Below are 14,874 nucleotides of genomic sequence, written 5' to 3'. Positions count from 1 at the left end.
GGAACGCAGCCTGGACCGCGAGCCTTCGGGCTCGCTCCGCAATGGGCGTCCCGGAAACGGCGTTCCCCGAAACGGCATCCCCCGAAACGGATTGCGCCGGCGCGCATAAGGCGCTAGGCCGCAGGCTCGAAACCGAGCGCGGGACATCCGAATGGCGGAAGGCAAAGGCCTCACTTATGCGCAGGCGGGCGTCGACATCGACGCCGGCAATCGGCTGGTGGACATGATCCGCCCTGCCGTGCGGTCGACGCGCCGGCCCGGCGCGGATGGCGAGATCGGCGGCTTCGGCGGCCTGTTCGACCTCAAGGCGGCGGGATTCTCCGATCCGGTGCTGGTCGCCGCCAATGACGGCGTCGGCACCAAGATCAAGATCGCGATCGAATCCGGCGTCCATGACACGATCGGCGTCGATCTCGTCGCAATGTGCGTCAACGACCTCATCGTGCAGGGCGCCGAGCCGCTGTTCTTCCTGGATTATTACGCGACTGGAAAGCTGGAGCCGGACGCCGCCGCCGCCGTCGTCGCCGGCATAGCGGCCGGCTGCGTCGAGGCCGGCTGCGCGCTGCTCGGCGGCGAGACGGCGGAAATGCCGGGTCTCTATTCGAAAGGCGACTATGATCTCGCGGGCTTCGCCGTGGGCGCAGCCGAGCGCTCGCGGTTGCTGCCCCGCGCCGAGGTGAAGGAAGGCGATCGTCTGTTCGGCCTGCCCTCCTCCGGCGCCCATTCCAACGGCTTCTCGCTCATTCGCCGCATCGTCGCCGAGACCGGCCTCGCCTGGGACGCGCCGGCGCCTTTCGCCTCCGGCCAGAGTCTCGCCCACGCCTTGCTGGAGCCGACACGCATCTATGTGAAGCCCCTGCTCGCCGCTCTGAAGCAGAGCGACGCCATTTTGGCCCTCGCCCATATCACCGGCGGCGGCTTTCCCGACAATCTGCCGCGCGTGCTGCCCAAGGGACTCGGCGCCGCGCTCGATCTCGGCGCCTTCCGGCCGTCGCCGGTCTTCTCCTGGCTGGCGCTTCAGGGCGGGGTCGCGGAGGCGGAGATGCTGCGCACCTTCAATTGCGGAATCGGCATGGTCGTCGTCGTCGCGCGGGATGGCGTTGAGGAAGCGGTCGCGGCGATGCGCGCGGCCGGCGAGACGCCGATCGCGATCGGCGAGATTGCGGCGACGGGCGACGGACCGCGCGTCGCCATGCGCGGGACGTTGCCGCTGTGAGCCGTCGGCTGCGCGTTGCGATCCTGATTTCCGGGCGCGGCTCGAATATGGACGCGCTGATCGAGGCGGCGCGGGCACCGGATTTTCCGGCCGAGATCGCGCTCGTCGTCTCCAATCGTCCGGAGGCCGCCGGCCTTGCCAAGGCCAAGGCGGCTGGGATCGCCGTCGCCGCCGTGGATCACAAAATCTACGCCGGCCGCGAGGAATTCGAGCGCTCGCTGCAGATCGTGCTGGAGACGCACGCGATCGATCTGCTCTGCCTCGCCGGCTTCATGCGGCTGCTGACGCCTTGGTTCATCGGCCAATGGCGCGAGCGCATGCTCAATATTCACCCGGCCCTGCTGCCGGCGTTTCGCGGCCTCCACACCCATGAGCGGGCGCTCGCCGAGGGCGTGAAAATTCACGGCTGCACCGTCCATTTCGTGGTTCCGGAAATGGACGAGGGCCCGATCGTGGCCCAGGCCGCGGTCGATGTGCGCGATTCCGATACGCCACAGACGCTGGCGGCGCGCGTTCTCGAGCAGGAGCATCTGCTCTATCCGCGGGCGCTGCGCCTCGTCGCCTCCGGCGCCGTGTCGGTCGTCGGCAATCGCGTGCTCGGCGCGGCGTCCGCGCCGGAACCCGCGCTCGTCGTCCCCTCCTCCGGCTGATCCGGTCGCGGACATCCGGCGCCCGGACGAAAGCCATGTCCGAAAGGATAGGACGCCCCGCCCTTGCAGGGGCTCGGCAGCGCGAAGACGCAGAGCCCGACCGCCACAGCCATGAGCTTTGCGAGGCCGAGCGCGCCGTCGGAAGGCGTCGCCGCGAGCACGACGGCCAGCGCGAGCAAGGCCGCCGCGCGCCAGCTCCACATGAGCCATGTCCAATAGGCTCTCCGTTTCGTCATGGCGTGTTTCAGCCCTCGCTCGTCTGCGCGCAGCGGCCTGCTGCGCGTGTGTTCCCTGTTAACGTAAAACGGTGAGAATTCGGCAATCTCGGCGGGGCGCGAAGTGGCGCGGGCGAGGTCGGTCGATCATATGCCTTGCAGGCGCAAAGAGGTTTTTCCAATGATCAAATTATATTCGTTCGGTCCCTATTTCGGCCTCCCGGACGCCAGCCCCTTCGTGCTCAAGACGATGACGCTGCTGAAATTCGCCGGCCTGCGCTATGTCGAGGATCATTCCGGCTACGGCCGCGCGCCCAAGGGCAAGCTCCCCTTTATCGACGACGATGGGACCATCGTCGCAGATTCCACCTTCATCCGCTTCTATCTCGAGAAGACCCATGGCATCGATTTCGACGCCGGCCTCACGCCGGAGCAGCGCGCCGCTGGATGGTCGATCGAGAAAATGCTGGAGGAGCATTATTATTGGCTGCTGGTGCAGGCCCGCTGGATCGACGACGGCAATTTCGCGCGCGGGCCGGCGCAATTCTTCGCCGGCGCGCCGGCTATCGTCCGTCCGCTGGCGAAAGCGCTGATCCGCAAGAAAGTGGCCCGCAGCCTCGCGGCGCAAGGGCTCGGGCGACATTCGCAAGACGAGCTCGCCGAGCTCGGACGGCGCGATATGGAAGCGCTCTCCATCCTGCTCGGCGACAAACCCTATCTCTTCGGCGCGGCCCCGAGCGCGGCGGACGCGACGGCTTTCGCCATGGTGGCGGAGTCGCTCGTCCCGCAGCTCGTGTCGCCGCTGCGGGACGCCGTCGCGGACAAGGCCAATCTCGTGGCCTATCGCGATCGGCTGCTCGCAGCTTATTTTCCGAGCTTCGCGGCCGCCTGAAAAATCAGCCGACGATCTCATTGCCGGAGAAGAACTGCGGGATCTCGATCGCCGCCGTCTCCGGCGCGTCGGAGCCATGCACGGAATTCTCGCCGATGGAGACGGCGAATTCCTTGCGGATCGTGCCCGGATCGGCGCTCGCCGGATTGGTCGCACCCATGACGGTGCGATATTTGGCGATGGCGCCCTCGCCTTCCAGCACCTGCACGACCACCGGGCCGGAGGTGATCGATTCGATCAGCTCGCCGAAGAAGGGGCGCGCCTTGTGGACGCCGTAGAAGGTCTCGGCCTGCTCGCGGGACATTTGGATACGCTTCTGCGCCACGATGCGCAGACCCGCGTCCTCGATGAGGGCGTTGATCTTGCCGGTCAGATTACGCTTGGTGGCGTCCGGCTTGAGGATGGAGAATGTGCGTTCGATCGCCATGGGCGCGTCGTCTCGTTCAAGTTCGAGGAGGGGATTTAGGGTCGCGGCGCTTATAGCCGTCGGCCGGACGCCCGGCAACCCGCTCCCGAGCGGCGACAATTTTCCCTTGCGTCCGCAACCGCGCGACGTCGCGGCGAATTGCCCAGGGCGGCGAGCGCTGATATTGCCAAATTGCTCGCTTCACGCTTTTTTTTTGAGAGGAACGCTCGGACATGTCTTCCACGCCGCGCCCGCTCGTCGCCGGAAATTGGAAAATGAACGGGCTCTCGGCGTCGCTTTGCGAGATCGAGGCGATCGCCGCGCGCTATGACGCGGCTCTGCGCGAGGCGGTCGAGCTGGCGATCTGCCCGCCCGCCACTCTGCTGGAGCGCGCGGCGCGGATCGTCGCCCGCGCCGAGATCGCGCTCGGCGGGCAGGATTGCCACGCAAAGCCGAGCGGCGCGCATACGGGCGATCTTTCGGCGGAAATGCTGGCGGACGCCGGCGCGTCTTACGTGATCGTCGGCCATAGCGAGCGGCGCGCGGATCATGGCGAAAGCGATGCGCTCACGCGCGCCAAGGCGGAGGCGGGCCTGCGCGCCGGGCTCGCGCCCATCGTCTGCGTCGGCGAGACCCGCGCCGAGCGCGACGCCGGCCGCGCCAGCGAGATCGTCGCACGCCAGCTCGATGGCTCATTGCCGCAGGACGTCGCGCCGGAACGGCTGGTCGTCGCTTATGAGCCCGTATGGGCGATCGGCACCGGCCTCACGCCGACGCCTCTCGACGTCGCGCAAATGCACGCCGCCATCCGCGCCCGGCTCATCGCGCTTTTCGGCGCGAGCGCAGAGTCGACGCGCATTCTCTATGGCGGCTCGGTGAAGCCGGCCAACGCCGCCGAGCTGCTGCGCGTGAAAAATGTCGAGGGCGCGCTCGTCGGCGGCGCATCCTTGACGGCGAAGGATTTTCTGGCGATCGCCGAAATCTACCGCTGACCGGCGACAGTTTCGCAATCGTTTCGCGCTATTGAAGACGTCTGGCGCCGCGCTGCGCCGCATTTCATTCGAATTCGATTTTTCGCGGGGATTTCCAATGTCCTATACGCTCATCATAGCGACCTTCGTCGTCACCACCTCCCAAGCCGCTGGCTCGGTGGCGACCAACACCGTTCCCGGCTACTCCAGCGAGGAGAAATGCGTCGAGGCGGCGCGCAAGCTGCAGCCGCGCGCTTCCTTCGGCATAGCCGCGGAAGGCAAGGAGAACGGCACGCCGCTGAACACGCGCATGACCGGATATTCGGGCCTCTGCGTGCCCGCGCCTTGACTTCCGCGCCCGCACCGCTTTAACTCTGTCGTCATGACCCTCGCCCGCTCCACGCGCTATTACTGGTATTTTACCTATCCTGCGCCGGCGGCGAAGGGAGGGAAGCGCGTGTGACGAACCAACGCGAAGCCTGAAAATCCCCGAAAGCCGCCAGTCCCGCTGGCGGTTTTTTTGATCCGCCGACGCGACGCCTTAAAAAAGGAACTCGCCGTGCCGATCGAAACCGATGATCTTCGCATCGTCAAAATCACCGAATTGAGCCCGCCCGCCGAGATCATGCGCGAATTGCCGCGCAGCGAGACGGCCAGCGCCGTCGTGCGCGGCTCCCGCGCCGCTCTGCGCGAGATCCTGCGCGGACGCGACGACCGCCTGGCTGTCGTGATCGGCCCCTGCTCCGTCCATGACCCGGAGGCCGCGCTGGAATATGCGCGCCTGCTCGCCGCCGCCAAGCGCGAGCTCGGCGATCGGCTCGAGATCATCATGCGCGTCTATTTCGAGAAGCCGCGCACCACTGTCGGGTGGAAGGGCCTCATCAATGATCCGCGCCTCGACGGCAGCTTCGATATAGAGGCCGGCCTTCGCCTCGCCCGGCGCCTGCTGCTCGATGTCAATGAGATGGGCCTGCCGGCCGGCTGCGAATTCCTCGATATGACGACGCCGCAATATATCGCCGATCTCGTCGGCTGGGGCGCGATCGGCGCGCGCACGACCGAGAGCCAGGTGCATCGCGAGCTCGCCTCTGGCCTCTCCTGCCCGGTCGGCTTCAAGAACGGCACCGACGGCAATGTGCGCATCGCCCTCGACGCCGTGCTCTCGGCCTCGCAGCCGCATCATTTCCTCGCCGTCACCAAAGACGGACGCTCGGCGATCGCCTCGACCAGCGGCAATGAGGATTGCCACATCATCCTGCGCGGCGGCAAGACGCCGAACTTTGACGCCGCCAGCGTCGACGCGGCGGCCAAGGAGGCGGAAAAATCGAAGGTTTCCCCCTATCTGATGATCGACGCCTCGCATGCCAACAGCAGCAAGAAGCCGGAGAATCAGCCCGCCGTCGTCGAGGATGTGTCGCGCCAGATCGAGGCCGGCGAGCGGCGGATCATCGGGCTGATGATCGAGAGCCATCTCGTCGCCGGGCGGCAGGATATCGTCCCGGGCAAGCCGCTGGTCCATGGTCAGAGCGTCACCGACGCCTGCCTCGACTGGCCAACCTCGCTCGACGCGCTACGTCGTCTCGCAACCGCCGTCGAGCGACGGCGTTCTTCCTTCGGCGGCCGGATCGCCGCGGCGGGGCTCGTCTCGAGCTCGACATGAGCCGCGACGATGCGCCGCAGGGCCATAATAACGCCTTATGTGCGACACAAATCGCCCATGGGGCCTAATGGGCTCGGCCCGCCCGACAGAGGAGTCGACCATGGAAGTTTCTCTGGACCAGGCCGTCGAGATTCACGCGCGCGCGCTGACCCGCCGATTGCAACGCGAGGCGCCGTCCAATGCGCGCGCGCGGGCTGGCGATTTCCAGAGAGTGGGCGACAGCGAAGGCCATGGCGTCTGGTTGCGCGTCGCCGAGAGCGCCGAGCGTCTGCTCGGCGACAAAGGCCACGCCGCCGAGACCGCGCTGAATAGGTAGTTTTACTGATAGAGTCTGTCACAAAAGGTCATCTTCATCGGCTTAGCGCTCTGCGTCAGACGCGAGTCGTGGAGCCGACCGATGAAGCAGATCGCCGACATGCTGGCGCCGAGCGGCCTCGTTCCCATGCCGTTCGACCAAGGCGCGCCCTCCGAGGCGCATGAGCGAACCCTCGCCAGCTATCTCCTCAACCGCCACCGCGGGGCCGCCGCCGTGCGCGACATTCTGGTCGCCGATATTCGCGCCTTCGTCGATCTGGGCCAGTCGCGCGCCGCAGCCGATCTCATGATCGTGTTGCGGATGCTGCTGGCCCGGTGGCCGGAGACGCGCCGCCGCGCGCCGCGGCTGCTGGCCTGGGACGCGACGTCCTCCCCGCCTCGCGACGCATGAGCCGCGGGCCGCGCTTTCGCCTCAGTGGCGTCGATCGTCGTCCAGAGCGCGCGTCAGCTCGCCGATGACGCGCTCGACGAGCGTGTGCTCCGCGTCGAAATAGGCGCGCTCCTCGCGCTCCAATTCGTCGAATTGGTCCGGCTCGCAGAGCTCCTTGCGAATGTCGCAGAGCCGCTCGAACCGACGACGCAGGCTGCCGACGAGCGCTTCGGCGTCGCTGCGCGCGAGCGTGAGCACGATGTTCGGCTGCATCTCATCCTCCTGTTTCACCGTAAATGGCGTCCGCCACACGCGCGCGCAACAAAGCGGCTGCGCGGGACCGAGAAGAAAGGATTGAAGCCTCCACCACTCGCGCCAGTTAGAGCAAAACTTTCTCGAGCGAGGCAAGCTTTCTCGAGCGAGGCAAGGCGCCTCTTATCTCGGGCGAAAGGAAGGCTCTCCATGGAACGCCGCGAATTCGTCGCCGCCGCCGTCGGCGCGGCCGCCGCTCTCTCCGCCACCCGCGCTCTGGCCGAGGATCAGCACGCCCAGCACATGATGCATGGGCCGAAATTCCACGCGCTGATGAAGACCAGCGCCGAATGCGTCTCGACGGGCAATGAATGCCTGCGTCATTGCTTCGGCATGTTGTCGATGAACGACACGAGCATGGTCGCCTGCACCAAGGCCGCCTATGATCTCGTGTCCGCCTGCGCCGCGCTCGAGTCCATGGCGGCGGTCAATTCGCCGCTCACGCCGACTCTCGCCAAGGCGGTCGGCGACGTCTGCATGGCCTGCAAGAAGGAATGCGACCGCTTCCCGCAAATTTCCGAATGCAAGGCCTGCGGCGACTCCTGCAAGGCTTGCGCGGAAGAGTGCCGCAAGGTCTCTGTCTGAAAGTCTCGGTCTGACGTTCAATAGCGAATGAGCGTGCGCAGGCCGACGACCAGCGCGTTGCGCAGGCTGCGGACGCCGGACGGATCGCGCGGATCTGCGATATTGCCGCCGGGCCGGCGGATATATTGCAGATCCGGCTGCAACGTCCAGCCGGGAATGACGCTCGCGATATAGGTCGCCTCGACGAGCGCTTCGCCGGAGCGGATCGGCGCGAAACCATTGCCGAAAGCGGCTGCGTCGCGATCGAGACCGCGCGCGCCGCTCGACACTCTGGCGTAGCCGACGGCGACGCCGAAGAGATCGTCCGGCCGCGCCGGCGCGCCGCGGAAAGAGACGCCGGCATCGGCGTAGAAGTTCACCAGATTGCGGTCGTTGGGCGCGACTTCGCCGCGGATGAAAGCGCCGGCGCTGCGCGCGCCGGAGCGAAACATCTGCTGATCGACGAGCGCATAGAGGCCGAAGTTTCCACGCCGACGCAACGGAACGCCGCTGCTCGCCGGATCGGCGAGCGAGAGGCCGTCCGCGCCCATGCGCTGGTCGGCGAAAACGCCGAAATGCCGCCAGCCGCCTATCTTGGCGACGCCGTCGAGCCCGTCGATGGAATATTTCCACTGCCCCTCGCCGATGAGGAAAGGCGCATCCTTCAATCGGAAGCGCAATCCGTCCGCATTGCGGCGCTGCGGATCCGGCGACTCGAAAGCCCCTTGCGGGCCGGCCGGATCGCCGTCGAAGATCGCGGCGAGCAGAGCGAAGCGCTCGGTCTCCAGCTTCACGCGCGCGCCGAGATCGGAGAGCGGAAAGGCCGCGCCGCCGGCGGGCAGATCGGCGATCGCCAGCGCCGGCCATCCGAAGCTGTTGTTGACGAAAATCTCCGCCGAGGCGCGTGTCATGAACTCCTGATCCGCGCCCATCTGGCCGAGGCGGATGGACGCGCCCTCGGCGACGTTCTGCTCGAGCCAGGCCTCGAACAGGCGCGTCGTCGGCGTCGCCTCTATATTGCTCACGGGCATCAGCGCGCCCGTGTAGAATTGGTCTATGCCGCGCCCATGCAGCTGCGAGGCGTTGGCGTGGAAGGCGAGGCCGGTCAGCCCGAAAGCCTTGTCGAGATCGGCGTCCAGAGCGGCGCGCAGCTTGCCGTCATAGATCGTTCCGCGCCGCAACCCGCCGGAGACGTCCGCGAAAGTCTCGCCGATATATTTGAGGCCGAATTCGAAACCGCGCTCGGCGAGCGCGTCGCGCGCCTCGGCGGGCTGCGCCAGGGATTCGGGAAGGCTCGACGCGATCGTCGGCGGATTGTCGCTCGCAGGCGCAGGATCATGGTGATCGCCGCCGCGCCCGAGCGCCGCGCCGGCCGCGAGCAGCGCAGCGAGCGCTGCGCCGGGGCCGAGGATAAAACGAAACGTTCCCATTCTCTTTTTTCGCACGCCCGCGTCGAGACGAAACTCTTCTCGCCGACGCGAAAGCGCGGCGCCGGCGCAGGTTAAGGGCCGACAGGCGCGAATGCAACGCGGGCTTCGATCACTGCGTGAGATGCGAGGCCGAGGAAACCGCCTTCTGAAACAGAACCGCCAGGGCGGAGGTGATGTCGCCGCCTGTATTGACCTCGAAGAAGAGATCAGACGAAGAGGCGCAGCTCTTCAGATTGTCGGCGATCTGCGAGGAGAAGGTCGCGACCGTGCCATTGTAGAAGCCATTGCTCGGGACCGGATAATAGGTCGTGTAGAGCACGGCGATGCGAATGCCGCGATTTTTGATCGTCGTGCAGAAGGACGTGTCCACCGGCTGAAGGCAGCGATAGAAAGCGCCGTAGGAATTCGAATAGCTCGAATTGATCGATGTCGTGCAAGTCGTGCTGGAATAATAGCTCGCGTCGATGACGCCATCGGTCACCAGCATCAGCACCTCCTGCGGCGTGTCGCCAGCGGCCGTGGTGCCATTGCCCGGGGCGGGCATGGTCGTGTTCAATTTTGTGAACGCCTGATTGAGATCGGTCATCGCGTCGCTCGTATTGAGCGCGCCGCCCGTCGTCACCGTATTGTAGGTCGTGGCGCTGGTCGGATAGGTATAGGACGAATTGGCCGCGAGATTATTGTTCGAATCCATCAAAGGCGGCGTCATCGCGCCGATGTTGGACTGAATGACGCTCACATTGGCGCTCGTCGTCGGGACGAGGCTCTGCATCATCGTCACCGCATAATTGAAATTATAGGCCGCCAGTCGATAGGTCGCGCCATTGGAGGACATGAGCGACTGCGCCGTCGTGGCGAGACTCCTGGCCGCGTCGCGAACATTGTCGATGCGCAGCGTGATGCCGCTGTTCTTCGCATAGGCGTAGCTGTCTATGGTTCCCCAGCCGGTGTATTTGCTCGTATATTCGCCGTCGGACACGTTTTTCTCGTGACAGGCGAAGGCGCATCCGGTCAGATTCATCGCATCGACGCCGGCCTGCGTCGCCGGCAGCTCCATCGACGGCGAATTGTCGAGCAGCAGATAAAAATCGATATTGCGCGCCGTCGTCGCGCTCGCGGCGGCGCTGATGCTTATGTTGGATTTCGGCAGGCCATAAAAGGCGCCGAAAGAGTTCTGGACCTGCGTCGCATAGGTCACGGAAACGCTGCGCGTCATCGAGCCCGCCCCGGGATCGTCGCTGACGTCGATGACGAGATTGGCGGCGTTGTAGGTCTGCCGCGTGATCTGCGCGACCTGGGCGGCGAACATCGTCGTCGCGGCCGCTTTGGCGACAGTCGATGTTTTCAGCATCATCGCCGGCGTCGTCGCGGCGAGCGCGGCGGCGTCGGCCGCCGCATAGAGCTGCGTCTTGATGCGCCCGGCGTTCGCATAATCGACAGCGCCGCCGGCGGCGATCATCAGCGGAATCGCCGCAAGCGCGAATATGATCGCGACATTGCCGCCGCGATGGGCGAAGAATTTCGCGAGATCGGAAAAAATCGTCATGCGCGTCGCGTCGCCTGTTCGCTCAGTTAACCCGCGGAACGGATGAGGTGACTCGTGGGTTGATGTAGAAGGTGTAGCGGATCGGCACGGCGGGGATCATCCTCGTGGCGAAAGGCGGCGTGTAATCGTAACGCACATAGGCGTAGATCAGCGACGTGCCCACCTGCGCCATGCCTGTCGGCAAGACGAACGGCGATCCTTTGAGGAGAGGCGTCGTATTGAACGGCTCGCTCCAATCGACCTTCGTGCCGCTCGCATCGGTCGAGACCTCGGCGAGGAGGATCGTCAAATTCGATGTCGAAAAGGGCGCGATGATCTGCGTCGAGGCGTTCAATATGGTCGTGAGATCCGACGTCGACACGATCGCTCTCCGCGCGACGAGATCGGTCAGCGTGCGCCCCGTGATCGCGACCTTGCGGCTGATGCTGATCGCCTCGCCGAGCGTGAACTCGCCGACGAGGATCAGCACCGCGATCGGGATCATCAGCGCGAATTCGACCGCGATCATGCCGCGCTCGTCGCGCCGAAGCATGCGCGCGCCGCGCCGCATGTGCCGGCCGCAGATCGAGAAGAGGCGACTGAGACAACGCATTCGCAAAAGGTCCGCTTCCGATTTTTACGAGTAGGGCTCCACCTGGAATACGGCGGTGGCCATCAACAAACGTTTACCATTGGCGAGATTGGCCAGATTGAAGCCGAGCGGCCCGCCGATGACGCCGATCTGATAGATCACGCGCAGCACGAGAACGCTGCCGACGCCGCCGGTCTCGAATTTCCAGCTATTGGTGACATTGCCGCTGGAATCATATGTGAGCGTCGGCGCCGATGTGTCGACGGTGGAGAAGGCGCTCGCGCTCTGCAGATCGATCATCACCTGCGTGCAGCTGAAGAGCGCCGTCAGGCCGCCGCAGACCTCGGTCTTGAATTGCGCCTGAGTGAGGCGGCCCTTCTGGACCTCGCCGGTCAGAAGCTTGCGCGCCGATTTCTCGACGGCGGATTCGAGCTCCTGCTGCGCGAGAAACACGACGCCGATCTGGCAGATCGCGATCAAAATCGCAAATAGCGGAGCCGCGATGAAGGCGAATTCGACGATCGCCGCGCCGCGACGACAGGCGAGAAATCCCGCGCCGCTCGGGCGGGCCGGCCCGCGAGAGGAGGCTTTTTTCGGCGGCGCCTCGCGCGTCGCACGACGGCCGGATTCGTTCATCTGCATGCGCGTCCTCGCTCGACGCCGCAGGATCGCCGGAGCCGGCAAAGAAACGGTTACCAGAGCGGAACTATTCGGCGCCTATCGCCGTGACCGCATCGGCGCGCAGCCGCTCGCCGAATCGCCCTTGTCGGTCGGCTCCAGAAAAGCGGCGCAATCGAAATCGGGATCGACCGGCGCGCGCGGCGGCGGCGGGCCCGCGGGCCCGTCCGGGCTCGACACGCCGAATTCGCCACCCCCGCCAGACGCCGCCCCGCCCTGCGCGCCGCTCATCGGCGCCCGCGCGGCCCTCGGATTGATCGATGCGTCGCGTCGCAGCGCCGACCGCGTCGCAAATCGCAGATCGCCGGCCAATGGCGTCACGGTCACATCGCGCTCCGACCGCGCCGTGATGCGAAACCCGCGCTGGCGCGGCGAGAAATAGATGGCGGTCTTTTTCCCGGCCCATCCGTCCGCGCCGAGAAAGCCGAGCGAGCAACCCCCTGCCCCATAGGCGCGCTCGCAGAGGCCGCGCTGCGGAAAACGAGGCGCTTTCTCCTCGAATTCGGCGACGGCGTTGATCTCGGCGAAAGCGCAGAGCTCCGCCGGAAAGCGCCCGCTCGTGGCGCAGTTGCGGGCGGAAGAGAAGACGAAGCTCCCTCTCGCCGTTTCCGCCGCGACGCCGCATGTCGGGGCCGCGAGCGAAAGCAGCAGCAGAGCCCCGGCGAAAGCTCGTCTCGCGATCGTCATGCGCGGCGCCCTTTCGCGTCCTGCGCGCCCGGCCGGCGCGCGATGTCGATTTGCGCGGCTTTGGCGCAAAGCCGTCCGATCGTGTAGCGTCGCGGAGCCGAAAAGTCACCGACGCCGCTCGCCGCGAGGCGATCGAGCGTGATATTGACGCGCTGCGCAAGGGGACCTTATCTACCCCCGCTGCTCGCCATTCCAGGACCAGGACATTCGAGACCGATGTCGTTTTTCCGTTCCGCCGGCCTCTGCCTCTCGCTCTGTCTCCTGCTGACGGGATGCGACGGCGGCTCCAATCTCGGTCCGGTCTCCGCGGAGGAGCGCGAGACGCTGATTCGCACCGCGGCGACGACCGCGCCGAATCTACAGCCGGGCGAGAAAATTCGCGTCACCGTCTTCGGCGAGGACAGGCTTTCCGGGGAATATGAGATCGATCCGGCGGGCTATATTTCGCTGCCGCTGGCCGGCACGGTGAAGGCGGCGGGCTCCAGCAAGGTGCAGCTCGAGCAGGAGTTGGCCAAAAAATTCCGCGGCGAATATTTGCGCAACCCCAAAGTGACCGTCGATGTCGCGAGCTTTCGCCCATTCTATATACTCGGCGAGGTCGGCAAGCCCGGCGAATATGCCTATAAGAGCGGACTCAATGTGATGAGCGCCACCGCGCTGGCCGGCGGCTCGACCTATCGGGCCAGCCGATCGACCATTCTCATCCAGCATGTGGGCGAGCAGGGGTTCAAGGAATATCCGCTGGCTCCGACGATTCCGGTGCTGCCCGGCGATCTCATCCGCGTGCCGGAACGCTATTTTTGACGACGGCCTCCACGTGGTGAGCGCGCGCCGACGCTGCGCGGAGCCCGGGCCGAGACTTGACTGCGAGCACGGTTCACTTACAAGCTGAACGGGTTCGAGAGGGCGTTATGAAGAGCAATTTGCTGCCGAATGGCGTCGCGGCGGGGATCGCGCTCCTCATATTCGGCTCCGTCGCCAGAGGTGAGGACGTCCCGGCCGGCGTCACCGCCATGGGCCCCAATCCAGACGAAGGCCTCGCGCTCGAAGGGTGGATCGTCTATCCGTCCCTCTTCATCGGCTCCGTCTTCAACGACAATATCTATTCGACCGCCGATAATCGGCGCGCGGCCGTCGGCGTTCGCGTGCGGCCGTCGATCCAGGCGGGCGTCGACAACGGCCTGCACAAGACCACGGCCTATCTGAGCGCCGACGCCCAGCTCTATCCGGGATTGGGCGCGCAATCTCGGCTGTCGCCCACGCCGACGACCGATGTCGACCCCACAAACCTGACCGGCCGCGCCGGACTGAACCATATCTGGTCGCCGTTCAACGACCTCGACGTGTATCTGACGGTCGACTACACGCGGCAGAGCGGCTTGTTCGGCTCCAATTTCGGGGCGAGCGCGCCAGCCGTCTATTTTCCGGTCGGCTACACAGTGTCGGCCTCGCAGCAGTTTTCCAATCAGCTCTCCGGCTCGGTCGCCGTGGAGAAGAAGATTTCCGACTGGTTCGTACGCGCCTCGACCGGCGTGCAATATGTCGCCTATGACAGCCGGCCGAGCGGCAATTTCCCGTTTCTGACCGCCAGCGGCGACGCGCAGAACGGATTGAGCTACACGGCCGCGCTGCGCGGCGGCCTGTGGCTCTCGCCGATGGTCTACGGCTTCGTCGAGCCGGCGCTCGATCTGCGCCGCTACGAGAGCGCGATCTCGGACACCAATGGCTATCGAATCATCGGCGGCTTCGGGTCTGATCTCGTCAGCCTGTTCCGCGGCGAGGTCTATGGCGGCTTTCAGAGCCAGTCGAGCGAGCAGAACTTCCCCGGCGGCGAGGTCTCCAAGCCGGCCTATGGCGCGCGGCTGCGCTATTTTCCGACGCCCTATCTGACATTCACCGCGACCGTCGACCAGACGCTCGTCGCCGCCGCCGCGCCGACCGCCGTCGCCGCCCGGCTCGGCCAATGGTCGCCGGCGAATCTGAACACGCAGTCCAAGCTCCAGATCGATTACGCCTTCTCGCCGTTCTGGACCGCCTATATGCGCGGAGCCTATGGCGAGACGCGCTGGACGCACTCGCCGCGCACCGACGCCGCCTGGGCGGCCGGCGTCGGCCTCAGCTACACATTCTGGCGCAATATGGCGATCACGCTGGACTATCAGTTCCAGAAGACCAGCTCCAACGCCGGCGGCCTGTTCAACGCCCCGACCGTCTCCACGCGTTGGGGCTTTGCGCAAAATGTCGTGTCGGCCGGCGTGACCTATCGCTATTGAGCGTTGCGGGAGCGGAAGTCCGGTCCGGCGGAGACGACGCGCGCGCCGACATGCTCGGCTTCCTCTCGCCGGCGATCGGAGCCTCGCCCACATCGGCCGCGGTCTCGACCCGGCGTCC

The 14,874-nt window shown here is 65.7% G+C and carries 18 protein-coding genes; 11 read left to right on the top strand and 7 right to left on the bottom strand.

What is annotated here, in order from left to right; translation table 11 throughout:
• Positions 1 to 145: 145 nt before the first annotated feature.
• The 3 genes from purM to VIF40_RS21025 all read left to right on the top strand — a co-directional run bounded on the left by purM (position 146) and on the right by VIF40_RS21025 (position 2,973).
• Positions 146 to 1,216, top strand: a complete 1,071-nt coding sequence (gene purM / locus VIF40_RS21035) for a phosphoribosylformylglycinamidine cyclo-ligase (protein WP_414684841.1) — start codon at positions 146 to 148, stop codon at positions 1,214 to 1,216.
• The gene (gene purN / locus VIF40_RS21030; RefSeq protein ID WP_331939476.1) at positions 1,213 to 1,866 is read left to right on the top strand and encodes a phosphoribosylglycinamide formyltransferase; all 654 of its coding nucleotides are present in this window, start codon (positions 1,213 to 1,215) and stop codon (positions 1,864 to 1,866) included. Before purM ends, purN begins: the two co-directional genes overlap by 4 nt.
• A gap of 396 nt (positions 1,867 to 2,262) precedes the next feature.
• Positions 2,263 to 2,973: a glutathione S-transferase family protein gene (locus tag VIF40_RS21025; RefSeq protein WP_331939475.1), complete on the top strand. Its 711-nt coding sequence runs from the start codon at positions 2,263 to 2,265 to the stop codon at positions 2,971 to 2,973.
• Between the two features lie 4 nt (positions 2,974 to 2,977).
• Here the strand turns inward: VIF40_RS21025 and ndk are convergent, their stop codons facing one another.
• A complete protein-coding gene (gene ndk / locus VIF40_RS21020; RefSeq protein ID WP_331939474.1) occupies positions 2,978 to 3,400 on the bottom strand; it encodes a nucleoside-diphosphate kinase in 423 nt (140 codons plus the stop codon).
• 212 nt (positions 3,401 to 3,612) lie between these two features.
• On the opposite strand from ndk, the gene tpiA reads away from it, so the two are divergent.
• The 5 genes from tpiA to VIF40_RS20995 all read left to right on the top strand — a co-directional run bounded on the left by tpiA (position 3,613) and on the right by VIF40_RS20995 (position 6,716).
• Entirely contained in the window at positions 3,613 to 4,371 is a 759-nt protein-coding gene (gene tpiA / locus VIF40_RS21015; RefSeq protein ID WP_331939473.1) for a triose-phosphate isomerase, read from the top strand.
• Between the two features lie 97 nt (positions 4,372 to 4,468).
• Positions 4,469 to 4,699: a hypothetical protein gene (locus VIF40_RS21010; RefSeq protein ID WP_331939472.1), complete on the top strand. Its 231-nt coding sequence runs from the start codon at positions 4,469 to 4,471 to the stop codon at positions 4,697 to 4,699.
• A 276-nt stretch (positions 4,700 to 4,975) separates the two neighbouring features.
• Positions 4,976 to 6,010 (top strand): 3-deoxy-7-phosphoheptulonate synthase, encoded by a 1,035-nt coding sequence (locus VIF40_RS21005; protein WP_414684840.1) that lies wholly within the window; start codon positions 4,976 to 4,978, stop codon positions 6,008 to 6,010.
• A gap of 100 nt (positions 6,011 to 6,110) precedes the next feature.
• A complete protein-coding gene (locus tag VIF40_RS21000) occupies positions 6,111 to 6,326 on the top strand; it encodes a hypothetical protein (protein WP_331939470.1) in 216 nt (71 codons plus the stop codon).
• An 81-nt stretch (positions 6,327 to 6,407) separates the two neighbouring features.
• Complete coding sequence (locus VIF40_RS20995; protein ID WP_331939469.1) at positions 6,408 to 6,716, top strand: hypothetical protein; 309 nt, start codon at positions 6,408 to 6,410, stop codon at positions 6,714 to 6,716.
• Between the two features lie 21 nt (positions 6,717 to 6,737).
• On the opposite strand, the gene VIF40_RS20990 is transcribed toward VIF40_RS20995, so the two are convergent.
• Positions 6,738 to 6,968 carry a hypothetical protein gene (locus VIF40_RS20990; protein ID WP_331939468.1) on the bottom strand — a complete coding sequence of 77 codons (231 nt, stop codon included), beginning with the start codon at positions 6,966 to 6,968 and terminating at the stop codon, positions 6,738 to 6,740.
• Between the two features lie 189 nt (positions 6,969 to 7,157).
• On the opposite strand from VIF40_RS20990, the gene VIF40_RS20985 reads away from it, so the two are divergent.
• A complete protein-coding gene (locus tag VIF40_RS20985; RefSeq protein ID WP_331939467.1) occupies positions 7,158 to 7,592 on the top strand; it encodes a four-helix bundle copper-binding protein in 435 nt (144 codons plus the stop codon).
• A gap of 17 nt (positions 7,593 to 7,609) precedes the next feature.
• On the opposite strand, the gene VIF40_RS20980 is transcribed toward VIF40_RS20985, so the two are convergent.
• The 5 genes from VIF40_RS20980 to VIF40_RS20960 form a co-directional block, all read right to left on the bottom strand.
• The gene (locus tag VIF40_RS20980) at positions 7,610 to 9,001 is read right to left on the bottom strand and encodes a carbohydrate porin (protein WP_331939466.1); all 1,392 of its coding nucleotides are present in this window, start codon (positions 8,999 to 9,001) and stop codon (positions 7,610 to 7,612) included.
• Positions 9,002 to 9,110: 109 nt separating this feature from the next.
• Positions 9,111 to 10,547, bottom strand: coding sequence for a TadE/TadG family type IV pilus assembly protein (locus VIF40_RS20975; protein ID WP_331939465.1), 1,437 nt, complete (start codon positions 10,545 to 10,547; stop codon positions 9,111 to 9,113).
• Between the two features lie 22 nt (positions 10,548 to 10,569).
• The gene (locus VIF40_RS20970) at positions 10,570 to 11,139 is read right to left on the bottom strand and encodes a TadE/TadG family type IV pilus assembly protein (protein ID WP_331939464.1); all 570 of its coding nucleotides are present in this window, start codon (positions 11,137 to 11,139) and stop codon (positions 10,570 to 10,572) included.
• Positions 11,140 to 11,163: 24 nt separating this feature from the next.
• A complete protein-coding gene (locus tag VIF40_RS20965; RefSeq protein ID WP_331939463.1) occupies positions 11,164 to 11,760 on the bottom strand; it encodes a TadE/TadG family type IV pilus assembly protein in 597 nt (198 codons plus the stop codon).
• Between the two features lie 75 nt (positions 11,761 to 11,835).
• Positions 11,836 to 12,483 carry a DUF1190 domain-containing protein gene (locus VIF40_RS20960; protein WP_331939462.1) on the bottom strand — a complete coding sequence of 216 codons (648 nt, stop codon included), beginning with the start codon at positions 12,481 to 12,483 and terminating at the stop codon, positions 11,836 to 11,838.
• Between the two features lie 216 nt (positions 12,484 to 12,699).
• Here VIF40_RS20960 and VIF40_RS20955 point away from each other — a divergent pair, with 216 nt between their 5' ends.
• Positions 12,700 to 13,287, top strand: coding sequence for a polysaccharide biosynthesis/export family protein (locus VIF40_RS20955; protein ID WP_331939461.1), 588 nt, complete (start codon positions 12,700 to 12,702; stop codon positions 13,285 to 13,287).
• Between the two features lie 107 nt (positions 13,288 to 13,394).
• Positions 13,395 to 14,756 (top strand): outer membrane beta-barrel protein, encoded by a 1,362-nt coding sequence (locus VIF40_RS20950; protein WP_331939460.1) that lies wholly within the window; start codon positions 13,395 to 13,397, stop codon positions 14,754 to 14,756.
• Positions 14,757 to 14,874: the final 118 nt, after the last annotated feature.

The sequence above is a fragment of the Methylosinus sp. genome (assembly GCF_036560965.1).
Classification (GTDB): Bacteria; Pseudomonadota; Alphaproteobacteria; order Rhizobiales; family Beijerinckiaceae; genus Methylosinus.
The sequence above is the reverse complement of the archived record's forward strand: the minus strand, read 5'-3'. Positions and strand labels throughout refer to the sequence as shown.